Here is an 18041-nt window from a genome sequence, read left to right as displayed (position 1 = left end):
GGACCTGTTACCGCTCGACTTGCATGTGTTAGGCCTGCCGCCAGCGTTCAATCTGAGCCATGATCAAACTCTTCAGTTTACAATCATTGTGGTTCTTACTCACCGTCCCGAAGGACAGCAAAAGCGAACCAAACTTGGCTCAAGGTTTTCAAACGTTCTCTCAAGGTCCGAAGACCTTGAACGAGTCGCTTGCCTTGATAATTGGTGATTTATCACCCTCATCGGCAAGCGCCCACATGAATTACCTGATCACATTATTAAAGAGCTATCGAAGGGCGTCGCCGTTCGATGTGGTGCGTATGATACGTTTTTTTTACGCGAGGTCAACCAGCACCGACACATTTCTTGCCAATGGTCGTTCAGGCAGCCAAGCGGGCCAATAAGTCGGCACGCCGATCGGCGGATACGAACGCGGCATCAATTGCGTTTCGGGTCAATTTCACAAACACATCTTCAGACCAGCCGAAAGCGTCCGCACAAGCCACATGATTGGCGAGCATTCCGCCGCCAAAGTAAGCAGGATCATCAGAGCTGATGGTCACATTCAGGCCCTCATGCAGCAGAGTGGGCAAAGGGTGCTCACGCAAGTCATCGACGACTTTTAGACAGACATTGGATAACGGGCAAACCGTCAGGACGACCTGCTCACGACGAAGACGCTCCACCAAATCCGGATTTTCCAGACAGCGCACGCCATGATCGATACGCTCCACCTCCAGAAGATCGAGAGCCTGGATGATATAGTCCGCCGGCCCCTCTTCGCCTGCGTGCGCTACGCAAACCAGACCAATCTCTTTGGCCCGCGCAAAAAGTGTCTTGAACTCAGATGGCGGATGATCGCGTTCGGCACTGTCCAAACCGATTGCATCGATAAACTTCCAGTAGGGTGCAGCTTGCTCGAGGACGTGCAAGGCTTCTTCTGCCGGGCGATCACGTAAAAACGCCATGATCATGCCAACCGAAAAATCCATGGATTCCTCGGCTTCCTGCTTGGCTTTGAGCAGCCCACCCATGACCACTTCCAGCGGAACACCTCTTTGAAGGTGCGCCTGGGGGTCGAAATGCATATCGACATGTACAACTCCCTCTCGACGAGCGCGATGAAAGTAGTCCATCGCCAGGTCGTAAAAGTCTTCCTCGTGACGAAGCACGCCCATGCCCTGAAAATAAAGGTCCAAAAACGCCTGCAAATCATTAAAGTCATACGCATCTTTTGCTTCCTGAGCGGAAGCATACGGCAAGTCAATGTTATTACGCTGGGCCAGCGCGAACATCAACTCGGGCTCAAGCGAACCTTCGATATGAAGATGCAGCTCTACCTTGGGAAGCTGGCGCAAAAAATCGTGCATACAGGGCTCCTGTCTAATTAGCTTCAAGGCCAAGCTTACCTGCATCCAGGTGCCAGTGGTAATCGATATGCGGCAACAAATCAGGCTGGTCGACTTGATGGATAAAATAGATGACTGTTCTGTTGCCAAGCCAACGATCAAGCGAAGCCGCCAAGTGCTGGGCAGTCACCGCATCAACGCTTGCAAAAGGCTCATCAAGGATCACAATCTGCGGGTCTCGCAACATCAACCGTGCCAATGCAACTCGCCTGGCTTGCCCCCCAGAAAGTTGCTGGCCCTTTTCGCCCACCGCTGTGTCGAGTGCTCTGGGTAAACGTTCAGCCCAATCGGCCAACGCCACGTCAGAAAGCACTTGCCAAAGCCGCTCATCACTTGCAGATGGATCCGCAATGAGCAAATTCTCAGCCAGCGAAGCATCAAATAGATCCACTTGCTGGGTCAGCATTGCCAAATGCGCCGCGCGCTGTGTATCAGCCAACGCTTGGGGCGCTACCCCCAGGACGTTGACGACGCCGCGAGTGGGCACCAGGCGACCCAGAATGAGTGACGCCAATGTCGATTTTCCAGCCCCCGACATGCCTGTCACCACAGCGCGTTTGCCTGCAGGAAGGCGAAGGTCAACGTCGCTCAAGGCCAGGGAAAGCGAACTGGGATAACGCAACGATACGCCTTCAAAAACCACACCATCGTCTAACGACACAGCGGTTGAAGGTGAAAAACTGCGCGACGAATCGCGCGGCTCAAGTTTGTTCAATCGCTCAACAGCGGCATAACTCGCCCCCAATCTAACAAACGCATTGGGTAGAACACTGAACGCTTCATTGATACCCAGCGCCATCAGCACGGCCATCACAACAATAGGACCGTCAACCTGGCCTTGCGCCAACACCTCCCCCGCCAGCCAAAGCACTCCTAATGCCAGCAAACTCGTCACCGCGGCAACAATCGAATTACCAAGCGCCTGCTTATTACCTACTTGCCGCTGATTGTTCAGGACCTGCTGCTCATGAGTATCGACAAAGCCGCGGTGCCAGCGATCACTACGATAGCTGGTCAGCTCTGCGCTGGCCTGAACCTGATCAATCACCAAGTGACGCAAGACCTCCTGATCACCAACATGGTAGTGGCTTTGTCGCCACCCCCAGACGGAAAAGCCCACTGTCGTGACCAGCCAGAGCCCCCCGAGAACGCCCGCCACCAACAAGGCCGCATAAGGCAGCCACAGCGCGATAAACAACACCATGATGGCGCTACCCAGCAGCGCAACAATAGGTGGCATCAAGGCTCGGAGATAGAAATTATCCAGGGTGTCGATATCGGAAGTCAGGCGGGTCAGCCAATCACTCGCCCGCTGACGGCCGAGGGTTGAATCATCAAGGCGGGTTAATTGGCCAAATACACGAAAGCGCAAATCCGCCAACAATGCCAATACGCTATTATGATTATAGACTCGCTCGGCGTACCGCGAGACTGTCCGCAATAGCGCAAAGAAACGGATACCTCCACCCGGCACGTAGACATCCAGTATGGCGGGAATCCCCAACGCCAGCGCAATACCGGTTAGCGCACTGGCGGTGATAAACCAGCCAGACAGCCCCAGTAGTGCAACACCGGCTAAAAGCGTTAGCCCTGCCAGCAAGGCCCCCAACATGAAAGCTCGCCGACGGCGGGTAAGCAATCTCAACCACGGTAAGAATTGGCGATAGATATCCCTCAAACGGGCATCTCCTCGATCTGTCCTTGAGTCATTTTGAAGTGACGATTCGCCGCTTTGATGACCGCAGGATGATGGGTAGCAACGACCAGCGTGCGCCCTTCTTTTATCCAGTCGATCAACGCCGCCACCACGGCCTGCTCTGTTGCCTCGTCGAGCTTTGCTGTCGGTTCATCAAGCAGGACCAGTGGTGCGCCACTCAGGTAAACGCGCGCCAGCGCCAGACGCTGAGCCTGGCCACCCGACAAACCGACACCGCGCTCGCCAAGCAAGGTATCCAGCCCCTCTGGAAGGCCATTGACCACATCAATCAACCCGGCACGCCTTAACGCTGCTTGCATTGCATCTTCTGATGCCAAGGGGTTCGAAAGGCGCAGATTGTCGGCCAGACTCCCCTGCAACAGGCAGGGCTGCTGATCCAGCCACGCGACTTGGTCCGTCGCTGCATGTCGACACTCGCCATGACTGGGCCCAATGAACCCTGCCAATAACGCGAGCAATGTCGACTTGCCACTGCCCGACTCTCCGCTGACAGCGATCACATCACCCTGCGTTAGGGCGAGATCCAAGGGGCCCATCACCACACCACGCCCCGGATAGCTGACCTGAACCCTCTCAAGCTCCACCAGTACATTGTCGGCTCTGGTAATTGAGGGAGAGGCATCGCTCATCACTGGCGGCTCGTTGAGGGTATTGACGATGCTCTCTGCCGCCCCCAATGCAGCCGCTCGATCATGATAATGCATGGATAACGTGCGCAAAGGCTGGAAGAACTCCGGCGCCAGCAGCAACACCGCCAGGCCGGAGAACAGCGTCAATGAAGGAGCGGGGCCATACTCGATATAACCCAGCAGACCAAAGCCGACATACATGGCGACTACCGCGATGGCCACCGACGAAAAGAACTCAAGCACCGCCGAGGATAAAAATGCCAGCTTCAACGTCCGCATGCTCAGGCGTCGATACTGGTCTGAGGCCACCCAGACCGCCTGTTGTGCCGCTGCTGTGTGACCAAAAAGCTGGAGCGTTGTGATACCGCGCACTCGATCTATGAAATGCGCTGACAGTCGGGCGACGGCGGCGAACTGATCACGGTTCATGCGCTCAGCCCCCATCCCCACCAGGGCCATAAACAGCGGAATCAGCGGCGCCGCCAGCAACAGGAACACAGCGGCCAGATAATCCAGCCACATCACCACGGCAAGAATGACGAGCGGTACCCACACGGTGATCCGCAGTTGCGGATGATAGCGCGCAAAATAGCCGTCCAAGGCGTCGATATGCTCTACCGCCTGAGCGGCAATAGCACCACTTTGCTGTGATGTCAGCCAAGCAGGGCCCAAGGCAGTGATTTTATCAAGCAACTGAGCACGGGCCTTGCGCCTGATGCGAAGGCTGGCATCCAGACTCAATCTCTCTGAGGCCCACTGGCACATCGCGCGCAATAATACGGCGACGGCCAGGAGCGCGAAAACAGGCGTCAAATCACTTGGCGACCGGTTTTGAACCACCAGTTGATCGATCAACCAGGCCAGGCCGGTCACGATCAATACGGTGTGGCAGCCTGCCAAGGCACCAAAAAACGCCGCGCCCGCTAGCCGCTTGCGTTCTGATGCAGCAAGCAAGGTTAACCAGTGGCGCGGCGTAAGCTCCTTATGGCGGTGAACTGATGCCATGGACTTAATGGTAGCCCTCTCCGACACGCACCTTGCCGCGGAAGACCCAGTAGGTCCAGGCGGTGTAGGCCAGCACGATGGGGATGACAAACAGAACACCGATCAACAGGAAGAGCTGTGATTCAGGGGCTGAAGATGCATCCCAGATCGTGTAGTTGGGTGGCACAATGACTGGCCACTTGCTGGCAATCAACCCCAGATAGGTGAAGATAAACAAGCCTAGCGAGGCGACAAATGGCAAGCCTTCTTGCTGACGCTTCACGGCACGGAAAAGCACATAAGCACAGACCATCGCAAGGATGGGGAACACCCAGATCAAATGAATCTGGCTGAGCCAGCGGTCGCGCACCTCAGGGCTCACCAACGGTGTCCATAGACTGACAATACCAAACACCACCAGCACCGCCAGCAACAGCTTCGGGGTTATCCGGTAGGCCCATTGCTGAACATAACCTTCCGACTTCAGAATCAGCCAGGTCGAGCCCAGCAACGCATAGCCTGCCATCAAGCCCAGGCCGGTCAGTACGCTAAACGGTGTCAGCCAATCGAGCGCACCGCCCACATATACAAAATCCTCTACCGCAAAGCCCTGTATATAAGCGCCTACGACAGCACCTTGAGCAAAAGCAGCGACAGCGGATCCTCCACAAAATGCGCGGTTCCACCAATGGCGATTTTTCTTCGACTTGAAGCGAAACTCAAATGAGATACCCCGGAAGATCAACCCCGCCAGCATCAAAAACACGCCAATATAAAGTGCCGGCAGGAACACCGAGTAAACCAGCGGGAAAGCGCCTAAAAGCCCCGCCCCTCCTAATACTAGCCAGGTTTCGTTGCCGTCCCACACCGGCGCGACTGAGTTCATCATCACATCACGCGACTCTTCATCCGGTGCAAAGGGGTAAAGTATCCCCAGTCCCAGATCGAAGCCGTCCATAATGACGTACATGATAACGCCGAAGCCAATAATGCCGGCCCAGATTATTGCAAGGTCAAGGCTGATCATTTGACTGCTCCCTCATAATCACTATCGAAAGGCGTGTGAGCCGCAGAGAAAGGACGTTTGGCTCGCTCGACTTCGCCGGTTACTTCCATGGAATCCGCCAGCATGCCGTTACGCACGACACGAGTAAGATAGTAAATACCTACCCAAAACACGACGGCATACACAGCGACGTAGCCCAGCAGCGTAAACAGCGCCATACCGCCTGTCAGCGAAGGGGTTAACCCTTCAGCATGGGTCATGACACCGTAGACCAGCCATGGCGCGCGCCCCGACTCGGTGACCACCCAGCCGGCCAGCACTGCCAGGAAAGGGGAAATAATCATACCTACCAGTGTTTTAAGATAGAGCGGCGACTGGAAGAAACGTCCTCCACGGCGTAAAAACAAGCCAACCGTCGCGACGGCTATCATCAAAAGTCCAATCCCCACCATCACACGAAACGACCAGAAGACAAGCGCCACAGGGGGCTGTTCATCAGGCGCCATTTCGTTGATACCCGGGACTACGCCGTCCGCACTATGGGTCAGAATGAGGCTGGCCAGGCTGGGAACACCGATTTCAAAGCGGTTTTCCTGAGCTTCCTGATCGGGCAAGGCGAACAGCAAAAGTGGCACGTTGGACTGGGTTTCCCAATTACCTTCCATTGCCGCCACTTTGGTTGGCTGATGTTCTAACGTGTTGAGGCCGTGGAAATCACCGACAACAGCCTGCGCTGGCGCCAGGAAAAGCAACAGCCACAGGCACATTGAAAGGGCTTTTTTATTGGCTTCAACATCACGGTGACGCAGGAGGAACCAGGCGCTGACACCTGCGACCACAAAACCACCGGTCAGGAACGACGCCATGCCCATATGCACAAAGCGATACCAGAAGGAGGGGTTGAAAATTGCCGCCATCCAGGAAGTGATATGGAAGCGACCATCCACCATTTCATAGCCCGCAGGTGTTTGCATCCAGCTATTGGCAGAGAGGATCCAGAACGAGGAAATAAAGGTTCCGACCGCCACCATGATCGCGGCAAAAAGGTGCACCCCTTCTGGCACTTTTCCACGCCCGAAGAGCAATACACCCAGAAACGCCGCCTCAAGGAAGAAAGCGGTGACCACTTCGTAACTGAGTACAGGCCCAAGGAAATTTGACGTGGCAAAAGAAAAGTTGCTCCAGTTCGTACCGAACTGAAACGACATCACAATGCCTGTCACCACCCCCATGCCAAACACAACGGCAAACATCTTGGTCCAGAATTGTGCCAGGCGATCCCAGGCATCGTTTTCCGTTTTATAGAATATCCCGTGCAGCACGGCAATGTAGGACGCCAGCCCAATCGTGAAGACAGGGAAGATAGCGTGAAAACACACAACAAATGCGAACTGGAGTCTCGATAGCAATAGCGGATCAAGTTCCATAACTCCCTCCTAAGGCCCCATAGAACCTTCGTTTCAAAGGTTTAAAACAAGCTTAGGTGAGCCCCTTTGGATCACGCTCTTCTTTTTATAGTCACTAAGCTTATTTGATCAACAACCCCTTGAGTTTACAGCTTAGAAGGTATGGATGCGGCATGCGTTTTGGGTTTTCACCGTGTCGCGTTGACGCAGGTCAATTTTTAAGTCGCAACCAATAGCGACTGTTGCGACAAGCGACTCAGGCCAACACCACCACACTCACCAGATAGCCTGTATAGGCGATAAAAAGCGCCAATAAACCACCGCCCTCAAAACGGTTGATACGCCGTGGGCGCCCTTTCCAGGAGAACGCGAACAACATCATCAGCACCGTCATCACCAGCATGACAATCCAGTCACGCTGAAGCACCTCCTGGCCGGTTTCAATCGGTGTAATGACGCCTGCCAACCCCACCACGGCGAGGCTGTTGAACAGGTTCGACCCCACGACATTGCCGAGCACCATATCGTGTTCATTACGTCGCAGTGCGGTAATCGATGAGGCCAGCTCAGGTAATGAGGTACCAATCGCCACAACGGTCAAGCCAATGATCAGGTCACTGACGCCAAACGCGACAGCGATCTCGACAGCCCCCCAGACCAAAAGACGTGAACTGGCAATCAACAGCACCAGACCAACCAGGGTCCACATAATGGCTTTACCGCGCGACATGGGCTTGCTATCCAGCGTTTCCGCCACTTCCGAGACAAGTGCATCGTCCTGCTGGCCTTTAGAACGCACAACGCTGATAACGATAAATACCACCAATGCCAGCAATAAACAGACCGCCTCCCAGCGGGCTACCCAACCATCCAATAGCATCAGCCCGGTTACCAGCATCACTACCAGTAACAACGGTATCTCTTTGCGAATGACGCTCGAGTGCACGGCCAATGGGGCCAGTAAAGCAACAAACCCCAGCACCAGACCAATATTGGCGATGTTGGAACCGTAGGCATTACCCACCGCCAACCCCGGATTACCTTGCATTGCTGCCAGTACCGATACCATCATCTCGGGAGCCGATGTACCAAAACCGATGACCAGCATGCCAATCAACAGGGGGGAAAGCCCCAGCCACCGGGACGTCGCCGCGGCGCCATCAATAAATTTTTCAGCGCTCCAGATAAGCAGTATCAAGCCAACGACAACGGCGATAAGAGCAAGTAACATAAGGTTCCTTTGGATGGCGTTTTCATGGGGTGTCGATGATCTGAGCCTTGAATGGCCAGACATGACCGTATAAGCGGCAAATGAGCGTGGCGATCATTATTCATTCATCGCTCAAGGTCAACGACAACCTATTCACGATTCGATGAATTTTACCCAACATTTGACAGACTTATAAACGAGAGCGTATTGCTTTGCCTACTCACGCTAGCGAGATCACCATTTGTCCCAGAACTGGCTACCTAAACACCCCAATTTGAAGGTCAATGCACCGCTTGTTGACCAACAACCGCCGGAGACCCGCACCCAGAGGCGGCGCCTGCGCGCCTGTCACGAATGTGACTGGATAGCAGCGTTACCCCCCCTTAAATCCGGTGAAAAAGCCTGCTGCCCACGTTGCTCGCATGTCCTGGTCAAGCGTAACCGGTACCCCGCCCAGCGCAGCATGGCGCTCGCGATGGCCTCGCTTATTGCGCTTTTACTGGCCGTCTCCTACCCGTTTGTCAGTTTCAGCTACAGCGGGGTGAGCAACCGTATCGAACTTGCCGAAACGGCAACCACCCTGATTGCCTTTCATCAACCCCTGGTGGCTATCGGCGTTATCATGACCATCGTGGTATTACCTGCTGTGTATTTGATAGGTACCCTGTGGCTGCAATACGGCTTGTTACGCAACGCCCCGTTGCCCTTTAGTCGTTCGACGGCTCGTTCATTGAGCCATTTAACGCCCTGGATGATGGCCGACGTGTTTATCGTGGGCGCCCTGGTTAGCTTGATCAAGGTTGCAGGACTTGCTGATATTGAACTGGGCCTGTCGTTTTGGGCGTTTTGCGTCTTTGCATTTCTTCTACTGATGACGGTGCAATCGATTGATGCGGACTGGATGTGGTTTGCTCTGGAAGGCGAGCCACTCGCCCCGGAGGGCACACTAACAGGGGCATCAGCCGCGTCCCAGCAGCTTACCAGTTGCCCCACCTGCGGGCTCATCAATCGGCTGGCGCCAAACGGCAAGCATTATTGCGTGCGCTGTCATGAGCGGCTGCACCCTCGCTTTCCGCATAGCGTCCAGCGCACTTGGGCATTACTCGCGGCTGCTGCGATCATGTACATTCCTGCCAATGTATTTCCCATCATGACCACGACCAGTCTGGGCAATAGCTCGCCTTCGACGATCGTGGGCGGCATTGTCGAGTTGATTCAGGGCGGCTCCTGGCCAATAGCAGGCGTCATTTTTGTGGCCAGCATTATTGTTCCCGTCGGCAAACTGTTCGCACTGGCCTGGCTATGCAGCGTGGCTAACCGTAGCGATGCTTTCAATGCGCAAACGCGCACAACGCTTTACCGGATCACTGAGTTTATCGGTCGATGGTCGATGGTCGATGTGTTTGTCGTCGCCATTCTCGTAGCGCTAATCCGCGCTGATTCGTTAATGACGATCAATCCAGGGCCGGCAGCGCTCGCCTTTGGAGCCGTGGTCGTGCTGACCATGCTGGCCGCCATGACCTTTGACCCACGTTTGCTATGGGATACCCCCATAACGAAATATACAGGACAAGGCGACGCCCGTAAGGAAGTGATGAATGGCTAACGAAAACGACATGCCCTCCAACGAACCACAGGGCGAGGCGGCAATGCATCGTGCCAAACCCAGCCCCCAGACACGGCTTTCACCCATCTGGATTGTACCGATTGTCGCTCTGGTCATTGGCTTATGGCTGGTATACGACAACTATTCCTCCCGGGGCACCATGATCACCTTGACGATGCCAAACGCGGAGGGGATCGAAGCCGGCAATACGCTGATACGCAGTCGCAACGTTGAAATCGGCCGCGTACAAAGCGTTCAGCTATCCGACGATCTTTCCCGAGCCGTTTTACGCGCCCGCATCCAACCTGAAGCAGAAGCCATGCTGCGCGAAGATAGCCGGTTCTGGGTCGTGAAACCGCGTATCGGCCGTGAAGGCATCAGTGGGTTGAGTACTGTCCTGTCGGGGGCCTACATTCAACTTCAGCCAGGCTCTTCAACTGAGCCCCAACGCGAGTTTGAAGTCATGGAAACGCCGCCTGTCGCCCCTGCTGGCGTCGCCGGGTTGCAAGTCAGCCTCATCAGCCAACTGGGTAATTCATTGCGCGTGGGCGACCCGGTATCCTATCAGGGCTTCACTGTCGGCCGTATTGAGGAAACCCGCTTTGATGCCGAGTCACGTACCATGCATCATCAGGTATTTATTGAAGAGCCGTATGATCAGCTCGTTACAGAAAGTACGCGCTTCTGGAGTGCCAGCGGCATTGATTTTCGACTCGATGCCGACGGCGTTCGTGTCAACGTTGACTCCATCGAAACATTGCTGGGCGGGGGCGTCACCTTTGGCGTCCCTGAAGACCTGCCGATGGGACAGCCCGTAGACAACAATACCCGCTTCGAGCTTTACACCGATGAAGATAGTGCTCGCCAGGGTACCTTTAACCGTTATCTGGAATACGTACTCCTTGTCGACGATACTGTTCGCGGACTTTCCAAGGGGGCACCTGTGGAGTTTCGGGGCGTTCGGCTTGGCACCGTTGCCGCCGTACCCTGGAATTTCACAGCTCCTCAGCCGGATTCACGGGAACAGTTTGCCATCCCGTTGCTGATTCGCATCGAGCCCCAGCGACTCGGCATCGAGAATGCCGACGTGGATCTTGATGAGTGGGATGCTCGCTTCAAGCGAATGTTCACCCTAGGCTTACGCGCCTCCCTCAAAAGTGGAAACCTGCTGACAGGGGCAATGTTTGTCGATTTGAACTTCCGCGAGGAACTGGCCGCTCACTATGTGCCGGAATCTTTCTCAGGGCACACAGTATTCCCCACGACCTCAGGTGGCTTTGCGCAAATTCAGGCGCAGGTGACCGACTTACTGGAAAAGCTGAATGGCTTGGAAATCGAGCCGTTATTAACGGGGCTTGATCAAAATCTACAAGCATCTGAATCTGTACTTGAGGAAGTTCGCGGCGTTAGCGCATCCTTGAATCAGCTACTTAACGACCCTGACACCCAGTCTATCGGCACTAACGTAAACCGTACGCTCGAAGAGCTGCAGAACACGCTGGAAGGCTTGTCTCCGGAATCGGCCGCCTACCAGGAGTTGATGTCAACGGTCGAACGGCTCGACCGCGTCATTCGCGATGTCCAGCCGCTGACTCGTACACTAAGCGAGAACCCACGCGCACTGCTGTTCGAGAGTGTCGAAACCGAAGACCCGATACCTCGCGCACCACGCGAGTAAGGATACACAATGCGACATTCATTCGGAAAACTGGTGGTGATGTTATTGGTGCCGTTGCTGCTGAGTGCCTGCGCCAGCCAATCAACGCCTTCCACCCGCTACATATTGCCGGGCGGGCAACTAGCGAGCCCGCCAGCCTCCCCCGACGGCACGCTTCAGGTGACATCGCCTCGTCTCCCGCACTATCTGGATGTCGAGGGTATTGTCATGCAAACCGATGATATTACCCTGCGGGAAGCAAACACCCATCAGTGGGCAGAAGCCATTGGCCGTCAACTGGAACACGGAATGCGAGCCCGTCTCTCAAAGGCGCTGCCCACATGGCGGGTAGTGCGCGACGCCGCTAGCGACGACCAGGCAATCACGCTACGATTGGAAGTAGACCAGTTCCAGGGGCGCCAGGATGGTCGCGCCATCGCCAGTGGTCAGTGGCAACTGCTCAATCAGCAGGGCGATGTGCTGGCAATGGAAACCTTCGATGCCGACACCCCGCTCGAAGAAGACGGCTACCCCGCTCTTGTACGTGCCTTGGGTAAAAGCTGGGACAAAGTCAGCGAGCAGATTGCCCAGGCAACGTTGGATGTACGACCCAGTGATTAAACGGAGTTACACGGCAATGACGGACACAGCCCAGTACGCAGAAAGTGCCCTCGAGGCCGTTCACAGACTCAATCATACAGCCGAAAAGCTCCTCCACGAGCATGCCAGCGAGGCATTGCTGATTAGCGCCATGACACTTTATACAAGCGTACGGCAAACACTGACCGCTGCCACCCCCTCTGGTGCTACCCTGGCCGCTCTGGCTCGAACAGAACAATTTATTGCCGCCTCAGCTGATGCGTATTATCGTCAGCTACCCACCGACGCCGACACATCACTCAAGCTCGCGGAGCGGGCTGCGTTATTTGGTAACCGCTTGATGGCGTTGGACGGTATTGGCCCTGCGACGACCAACCAGCTGTTTGCGCGTGGCATATTCACTCCCGAACAGCTATTCGCCCTCCCTTTTCATACTCTTGAAACGCTTGACCTGCCACCTGCATCACTTGCTCGTGTCACATCGCTGCACAATGCGTATCAAGCCAAGATACCAGACTGAATGTTTCTGACATGATATAGTGATCACTTAATTGATCGTTCGTTATGAGTGAATCTTGTCACCGGCCATGAATGCGCTTCCTGGTATGTCGCTAAAAGACGCCAATCGTCAATTCATAAGTGACCGGCCCTTGTTATCTTCAATTCATTACGGTTATTCATTTCCAATCATTCAACAGTGCGTTGTTCAACGATGCCATGCGCATGCGTAAACAGCCGCTGGGAGAACGCATGAACTTTTCTGATCTCGGCCTCGACGCCGACCTGCTGCGCGCTGTCACCGACCAGGGATATCGCGAGCCGACCCCCATTCAACGTCAAGCGATTCCCGTCGTGTTACAAGGCCGCGATTTGCTCGCCAGTGCTCAAACGGGAACGGGTAAAACCGCCGGTTTTACACTCCCCATGCTGCAGCGTTTATCGGCAGGCAAACCCGCCACCAAACGCCAGGTGCGTGCGCTGGTGTTAACCCCAACCCGCGAACTGGCCGCCCAGGTAGGTGAGAGTGTTACCACGTACGGACAACATCTCTCTCTGCGTTCGCATATTATTTTTGGCGGTGTCGGCCAGCAGCCCCAGGTCGACGCATTGAAACGCGGCCTGGATATCCTGGTGGCGACGCCGGGGCGTTTGCTCGACTTGCAACAGCAGGGACATGTTGACCTTTCCAGCGTTGAAATTGTCGTTCTGGATGAAGCCGACCGCATGCTCGACATGGGGTTTATCCACGACATTAAACGCCTTTTGAAACTGGTCCCGAGCAAGCGTCAGAATCTACTGTTTTCCGCCACTTTTTCGAACGAAATTCAAACCCTGGCGCAACAGTTTTTGAACGACCCTGCGTTTATCGATGTCGCCCCGCGCAATACCACGGCAGACAAAATCGCCCAGTCGGTATACCAGGTGGATCGTGAGAAAAAACGCGAGCTGCTGGCGCACCTCATCAAGCAACACCAATGGTATCAAGTGCTGGTTTTCACGCGCACCAAGCACGGCGCCAACCGCCTGGCAGAACAGTTATCCAAGCAGGATATCCCGGCCATGGCCATTCATGGCAACAAGAGCCAGGGGGCTCGAACACGTGCGCTCGGGGCGTTCAAAAGCGGTGACCTGCAGGTATTGGTTGCCACTGATATTGCCGCACGCGGTCTGGATATCAACGAGCTTCCCCATGTAGTCAACTTTGAACTACCCAATGTGGCGGAAGATTATGTGCACCGTATCGGGCGCACTGGCCGGGCTGGCAGTGATGGCGAGGCGATTTCACTGGTCTGCGTCGATGAGCATGCGCTGTTACGCGGTATTGAACGGCTGATAAAACAGACCCTGACCAAACACATCGAGCCCGGCTATGAACCGGACCCGAATGCCACCCCACAGCCTATCGAAAATGGCCGTCGGCAACCGCGCAATGCGCGCAGTCAACGCAAACCCAGCCAACATAGTGACCGCGATGCAGCGCCCAAGCGGCGTGCTCGCCGCTAGTCAGGCTTATCTGAACATGTGATGGTAGCGTTACTATCAGGCTATTCATCAAGCACCTGTTTTCACGGAGTGATCATGGCGTCGTCCCAACTCATTGAACAATACCGTCAGTGGCAAACATTTCAGCGGCAAGACCAATTAAGCCGAGAGCATTTAGGCGTTGTGCAACGCCTGGAAGATGCCAGAGCGTCGTCGACACAAGTCGTCGAAGCGTATCGCAGCATGGCGGAAAAAGCCTCAAAGGAAGGCGCCTGCTACCGCACCCTGTTTTTACGCAAGCGGAATGATCAACATGCACTGCCCTGCGAAGGCTGGCTGTTCGTTCGCCGGGTGCTCAGCGAAGGCAACAGCACGCGGGTAAGAGTCACGCTTGTCGAAACCTTTACGCTTGAAGATGGCACCCTGGCACCCGGCGATAAACCAGCCCGCAAGTTGACCCTGGAAATTTTCGAACAGGTGCAGGTAGATAAAGGCATGCGTACCAGTGTAAGAGTCGATTGCCTGGATACGCCCGAGGATTACCACTTCATCACGCTACTGGATGCCGTCCGCGGAGACTTACGCCCCTATCTGAAATAAGACGTATTTATGAGGGCACGCCACTCCGTATTTATTGCACTCATGGTCATCGTAGGGCTTAACCTTCGCCCTGCGATGTCATCGGTCGCGCCATTACTCAACCGGCTACAGGAGGTCGCTGGACTATCGGCGGCCTCGGCGGGCGTACTGACCACGCTGCCTGTACTTTTTCTGGGGCTTGCCGCACCGCTCGCCCCGATGCTTGCCCAGCGTATCGGAAGCGAGCGCGCGTTGAGTACTGCCCTGGGCCTCCTTATGACGGGCCTGATAATACGTGGTTTGCCCTTCCCCGGTGTTCTTTTTCTGGGATCAGCGCTTGCCGGTGCGGCCATAGGGCTGGCGGGCACCCTGCTTCCCGCATTGGTCAAACGCCAGTTGCCCCAAAGTGCTGATCTCCTCACCGGCCTCTATACCATGGCGCTGTGCCTGGGCGGTGCACTCGGCGCAGGGTTAAGCGTGCCTCTAACCCACTATCTTGGCAGTTGGCAAGCCAGTTTGATGAGCTGGGCGCTACTTGCCCTGGCAGCGCTGGTTTTATGGGTCATTTACATGCCCAGAACGCCAACCACCTCCTCACTTGCCTCACTCCCGCAAGCCGGTGCACTCAAGCTTCTCGGTCAACCGCTCACCTGGTTCGTCATGCTCTTCATGGGCATTCAGTCATCGATGGCCTACATCGTCTTTGGATGGCTGCCTACACTGTTAGTATATCGAGGATATGATGAAGCCTCCGCCGGGTGGACCATGGCCATTTCCATTCTTTGCCAGCTTGCCTCAGCACTCAGTGCCCCTTGGCTTGCACGCCTGGGACGTGATCAGCGCCCGGCATTGCTCAGCGTCTTGCTGTGCACCGCCTCCGGACTATCGATGTTGCTGATTGCCCCATTATCGTGGCAATGGCCCGGCGCCGTGCTTCTCGGTTTGGGCCAGGGAGGAAGCTTCAGCCTGGCACTCAGCCTGCTGGTATTGCGCACGGCAAATGCCCAACTCTCCGGCCAGCTGTCCGGGCTGGTACAAGGCGGCGGCTATACCATCGCCGCACTTGGCCCATTCGGGGTGGGCTTATTGCTGCAACACGGTGCCAGCGTTGCCCAAATCGCCTGGTTGCTGATTGCTCTGCTACTAGTGTGCAGCGGCTTTGCGATGCTTGCCGGGCGCCAACGCTGCCTCGACGATAGCTCCGGGCAGCTTGTCGTACACAAAGGTCGCTTACATAAGGAGACACCCTGATGGCCCACCCTCGCCTGCTGATTATTTATACTGGCGGCACTCTCGGCATGTGCTCAGGCGACCAAGGGTTAACCCCGTCGGGCAATATTGAAGCACGGCTGGCAACAGCGTTTCGCCAACTGCCCCTTCTTCAGCAGCAGGCCTTGCCAAGTTTTGAGGTGTTAAGTTATCCGCAGTTGATCGACTCGAGCTCCGCCACGCCTAAAAACTGGTCACAGCTTGCCCATGATATCGCCGAGCGTCAGAGAGATTATCAGGGGTTTGTGGTCATTCACGGCACCGATACACTAAGTTGGACAGCAGCCAGTCTCGCCTATCAATTGCAAGGGATCGACCGACCGGTCATTCTCACCGGCTCCATGCAACCGCTTGAAGCGCCCGGCAGCGATGCCCTACAAAACTTATATTGGGCGCTACGCTGTGCTGAACAACCTCACGTGAAAGAAGTGGCGATTTACTTCCACGGACAGTTACTTCGCGGAGTTCGCGCCACCAAGCAACACAGTGAAGCCGTGGATGCGTTTACCAGCCCAAACTATCCGCTACTCGGCGAGCGTATAGGAGACCATGTTGTCCATTACCCCGGCCGTGGTTTGGCTGATCAGCAACGTGGCGCCCCGCGGTTCGAGCTGCCCGATTACACCTCTGTAAGCAATGGTGCCATTGTTCGATTAGTACTCTGGCCGGGCATCACAGCCTGGCAGCTCGCGTCCTGGTTGGGCGATCCGCGCGTTAAAGGAGGCATCCTTCAGCTCTGGGGTGCAGGCAATCTGCCCGATGACCCATCGCTTCTAGCCACCCTTGCCAAGGCTACCGGCGAAGGCAAAATGCTCGTCGCCATCAGTCAGTGCCCTCAAGGCAGTGTGCAGCTGGGAGCGTACGCTGCCGGCAAAGGGCTTCTCGACGCTGGCGTGTTATCCGGCGACGACATGACGCCTGAAGCCGTTTTTGGCAAGCTTGTGCATTTGCTAGCCCAGCCGATACCGGAAGAGGATCGGCGTCATCGCTTCCTGAGCTCTCTGGTTGGCGAACGTTAACCAGAGAGCGTTAAATATGCGCCTGGCAATCACTGCGTTTAACGCTAGAGTGAAAGTGAAACCACACCCAGCGATTAACAGGAATAACGTTTATGGAAAAGCCGGTTCATTATTTTAGCGAGCTGTTCGAACAGTTGGGCCTTGCATCGGATGCGGCCTCGATTGAGCGATTTATTCAACGCCACGCGCCCCTTCCCGATACAATGCCGCTGGCCGACGCGCCCTGCTGGAATGAAGGGCAGGCAGAGTTCCTCAAGGAAGCCGTCGAGGAAGATGCCGATTGGGCGGAAGTCGTCGACCATCTCGATGCCTCCATGCACAAACCAGCGTAAATCAGCCTGTCAATGCAGGGCATCCCTGAGCGTCCTGCATAGCACCGGCAAATGGCGCTACTCAATCCCTATGACACTCATGCCTGCAAACGCGCTTCTACCCGCTCGAGAATTTGCCGACTCACTTTGCCCACCAGTGGCGTTGCCGCCTTGTTCACGGCTTTTGCCATGAAGCGGTTACCTATTTCATAGCTCAACGTCAGCGCCACTTCTGTGCCTTCCGGCACCTCACGCAAATGATAGCGTCCCTGGTTTTTGACCCCATTGACCGACTCCCAGGCGAGCACATCCGGCGATTTAACCTCGGTAATCACTACGTCAAATGTCCAGTCCATGCTGAGTGCGCGAACATGCCACCGATAGCGTTCGTCGCCAAGCGGTTCGATATCGCTGATCAGGTCCGAATAATCGGCAAAGTCCTCAACGCGCCTTAACAGCGCGAATACCCGTTCGGGCGCTGCCCTGACGATGGCGCTGTGTTCGATAGTGGCCATATAAAACCCCTTGAATGAAGCCCCTAGCGTAGCACTTTCAGCCCATGTTGTGAGCATGCTTGCGCTAGCCAGAAACACCTCAATTGCGTACACTTGCGACCTTCCGGACCGGACCCCGGAACGCAGTAGCGGCTTTTTTCACGCTACGATCAATAAATTCTC

Annotated in this window: 16 protein-coding genes and 1 rRNA gene; 9 read left to right on the top strand and 8 right to left on the bottom strand. The window is 55.4% G+C overall.

Translation table 11 applies throughout. From position 1 onward, the window contains the following. The 7 genes from QC816_RS16140 to QC816_RS16110 all read right to left on the bottom strand — a co-directional run. A 16S ribosomal RNA gene (locus QC816_RS16140) occupies positions 1 to 79 on the bottom strand; the annotation flags it as partial. A gap of 280 nt (positions 80 to 359) precedes the next feature. Next, positions 360 to 1349, bottom strand: a complete 990-nt coding sequence (locus tag QC816_RS16135) for an adenosine deaminase (protein ID WP_085919381.1) — start codon at positions 1347 to 1349, stop codon at positions 360 to 362. Between the two features lie 13 nt (positions 1350 to 1362). Continuing rightward, a complete protein-coding gene (gene cydC, locus QC816_RS16130; protein ID WP_309783362.1) occupies positions 1363 to 3027 on the bottom strand; it encodes a thiol reductant ABC exporter subunit CydC in 1665 nt (554 codons plus the stop codon). 35 nt (positions 3028 to 3062) lie between these two features. Continuing rightward, positions 3063 to 4739, bottom strand: a complete 1677-nt coding sequence (cydD, locus tag QC816_RS16125; protein ID WP_085919379.1) for a thiol reductant ABC exporter subunit CydD — start codon at positions 4737 to 4739, stop codon at positions 3063 to 3065. A 4-nt stretch (positions 4740 to 4743) separates the two neighbouring features. Beyond that, on the bottom strand, positions 4744 to 5745 hold the full coding sequence (gene cydB / locus QC816_RS16120) for a cytochrome d ubiquinol oxidase subunit II (protein WP_085919378.1): 1002 nt from the start codon (positions 5743 to 5745) through the stop codon (positions 4744 to 4746). Next, positions 5742 to 7151 carry a cytochrome ubiquinol oxidase subunit I gene (locus QC816_RS16115; protein WP_085919377.1) on the bottom strand — a complete coding sequence of 470 codons (1410 nt, stop codon included), beginning with the start codon at positions 7149 to 7151 and terminating at the stop codon, positions 5742 to 5744. Before QC816_RS16115 ends, cydB begins: the two co-directional genes overlap by 4 nt. Positions 7152 to 7386: 235 nt before the next feature. Continuing rightward, positions 7387 to 8361 (bottom strand): calcium/sodium antiporter, encoded by a 975-nt coding sequence (locus tag QC816_RS16110; RefSeq protein WP_085919376.1) that lies wholly within the window; start codon positions 8359 to 8361, stop codon positions 7387 to 7389. 220 nt (positions 8362 to 8581) lie between these two features. Between QC816_RS16110 and QC816_RS16105 the strand changes: the two genes are divergently transcribed. The 9 genes from QC816_RS16105 to QC816_RS16065 all read left to right on the top strand — a co-directional run bounded on the left by QC816_RS16105 (position 8582) and on the right by QC816_RS16065 (position 17385). Continuing rightward, the gene (locus QC816_RS16105; RefSeq protein WP_268902138.1) at positions 8582 to 9946 is read left to right on the top strand and encodes a paraquat-inducible protein A; all 1365 of its coding nucleotides are present in this window, start codon (positions 8582 to 8584) and stop codon (positions 9944 to 9946) included. Next, positions 9939 to 11624 carry an intermembrane transport protein PqiB gene (pqiB, locus tag QC816_RS16100; RefSeq protein WP_085919374.1) on the top strand — a complete coding sequence of 562 codons (1686 nt, stop codon included), beginning with the start codon at positions 9939 to 9941 and terminating at the stop codon, positions 11622 to 11624. Before QC816_RS16105 ends, pqiB begins: the two co-directional genes overlap by 8 nt. A 9-nt stretch (positions 11625 to 11633) precedes the next feature. Continuing rightward, complete coding sequence (locus QC816_RS16095; protein WP_085919373.1) at positions 11634 to 12224, top strand: PqiC family protein; 591 nt, start codon at positions 11634 to 11636, stop codon at positions 12222 to 12224. Between the two features lie 16 nt (positions 12225 to 12240). Next, the gene (locus QC816_RS16090) at positions 12241 to 12723 is read left to right on the top strand and encodes a hypothetical protein (protein WP_309783352.1); all 483 of its coding nucleotides are present in this window, start codon (positions 12241 to 12243) and stop codon (positions 12721 to 12723) included. Between the two features lie 230 nt (positions 12724 to 12953). Beyond that, the gene (locus QC816_RS16085) at positions 12954 to 14207 is read left to right on the top strand and encodes a DEAD/DEAH box helicase (RefSeq protein ID WP_085919388.1); all 1254 of its coding nucleotides are present in this window, start codon (positions 12954 to 12956) and stop codon (positions 14205 to 14207) included. A gap of 75 nt (positions 14208 to 14282) precedes the next feature. Next, entirely contained in the window at positions 14283 to 14786 is a 504-nt protein-coding gene (locus QC816_RS16080; RefSeq protein ID WP_199285266.1) for a hypothetical protein, read from the top strand. A 9-nt stretch (positions 14787 to 14795) separates the two neighbouring features. Beyond that, positions 14796 to 16016, top strand: coding sequence for an MFS transporter (locus tag QC816_RS16075; RefSeq protein ID WP_309783350.1), 1221 nt, complete (start codon positions 14796 to 14798; stop codon positions 16014 to 16016). Further along, the gene (locus QC816_RS16070) at positions 16016 to 17053 is read left to right on the top strand and encodes an asparaginase (protein WP_309783348.1); all 1038 of its coding nucleotides are present in this window, start codon (positions 16016 to 16018) and stop codon (positions 17051 to 17053) included. The genes QC816_RS16075 and QC816_RS16070 overlap by 1 nt, the downstream gene beginning before the upstream one ends. A 92-nt stretch (positions 17054 to 17145) precedes the next feature. After that, positions 17146 to 17385, top strand: a complete 240-nt coding sequence (locus QC816_RS16065; protein ID WP_085919368.1) for a DUF2789 domain-containing protein — start codon at positions 17146 to 17148, stop codon at positions 17383 to 17385. Positions 17386 to 17462: 77 nt separating this feature from the next. Here QC816_RS16065 and QC816_RS16060 read toward each other — a convergent pair whose 3' ends face one another. Continuing rightward, positions 17463 to 17879: an SRPBCC family protein gene (locus tag QC816_RS16060; RefSeq protein ID WP_085919367.1), complete on the bottom strand. Its 417-nt coding sequence runs from the start codon at positions 17877 to 17879 to the stop codon at positions 17463 to 17465. Positions 17880 to 18041: the final 162 nt, after the last annotated feature.

Origin of the sequence: Vreelandella janggokensis (assembly GCF_031451615.1) — a bacterium.
Taxonomy (GTDB): domain Bacteria; phylum Pseudomonadota; class Gammaproteobacteria; order Pseudomonadales; family Halomonadaceae; genus Vreelandella; species Vreelandella janggokensis.
Note: the sequence above shows the minus strand (reverse complement) of the source record. Positions and strands in the feature narration are given on the sequence as shown.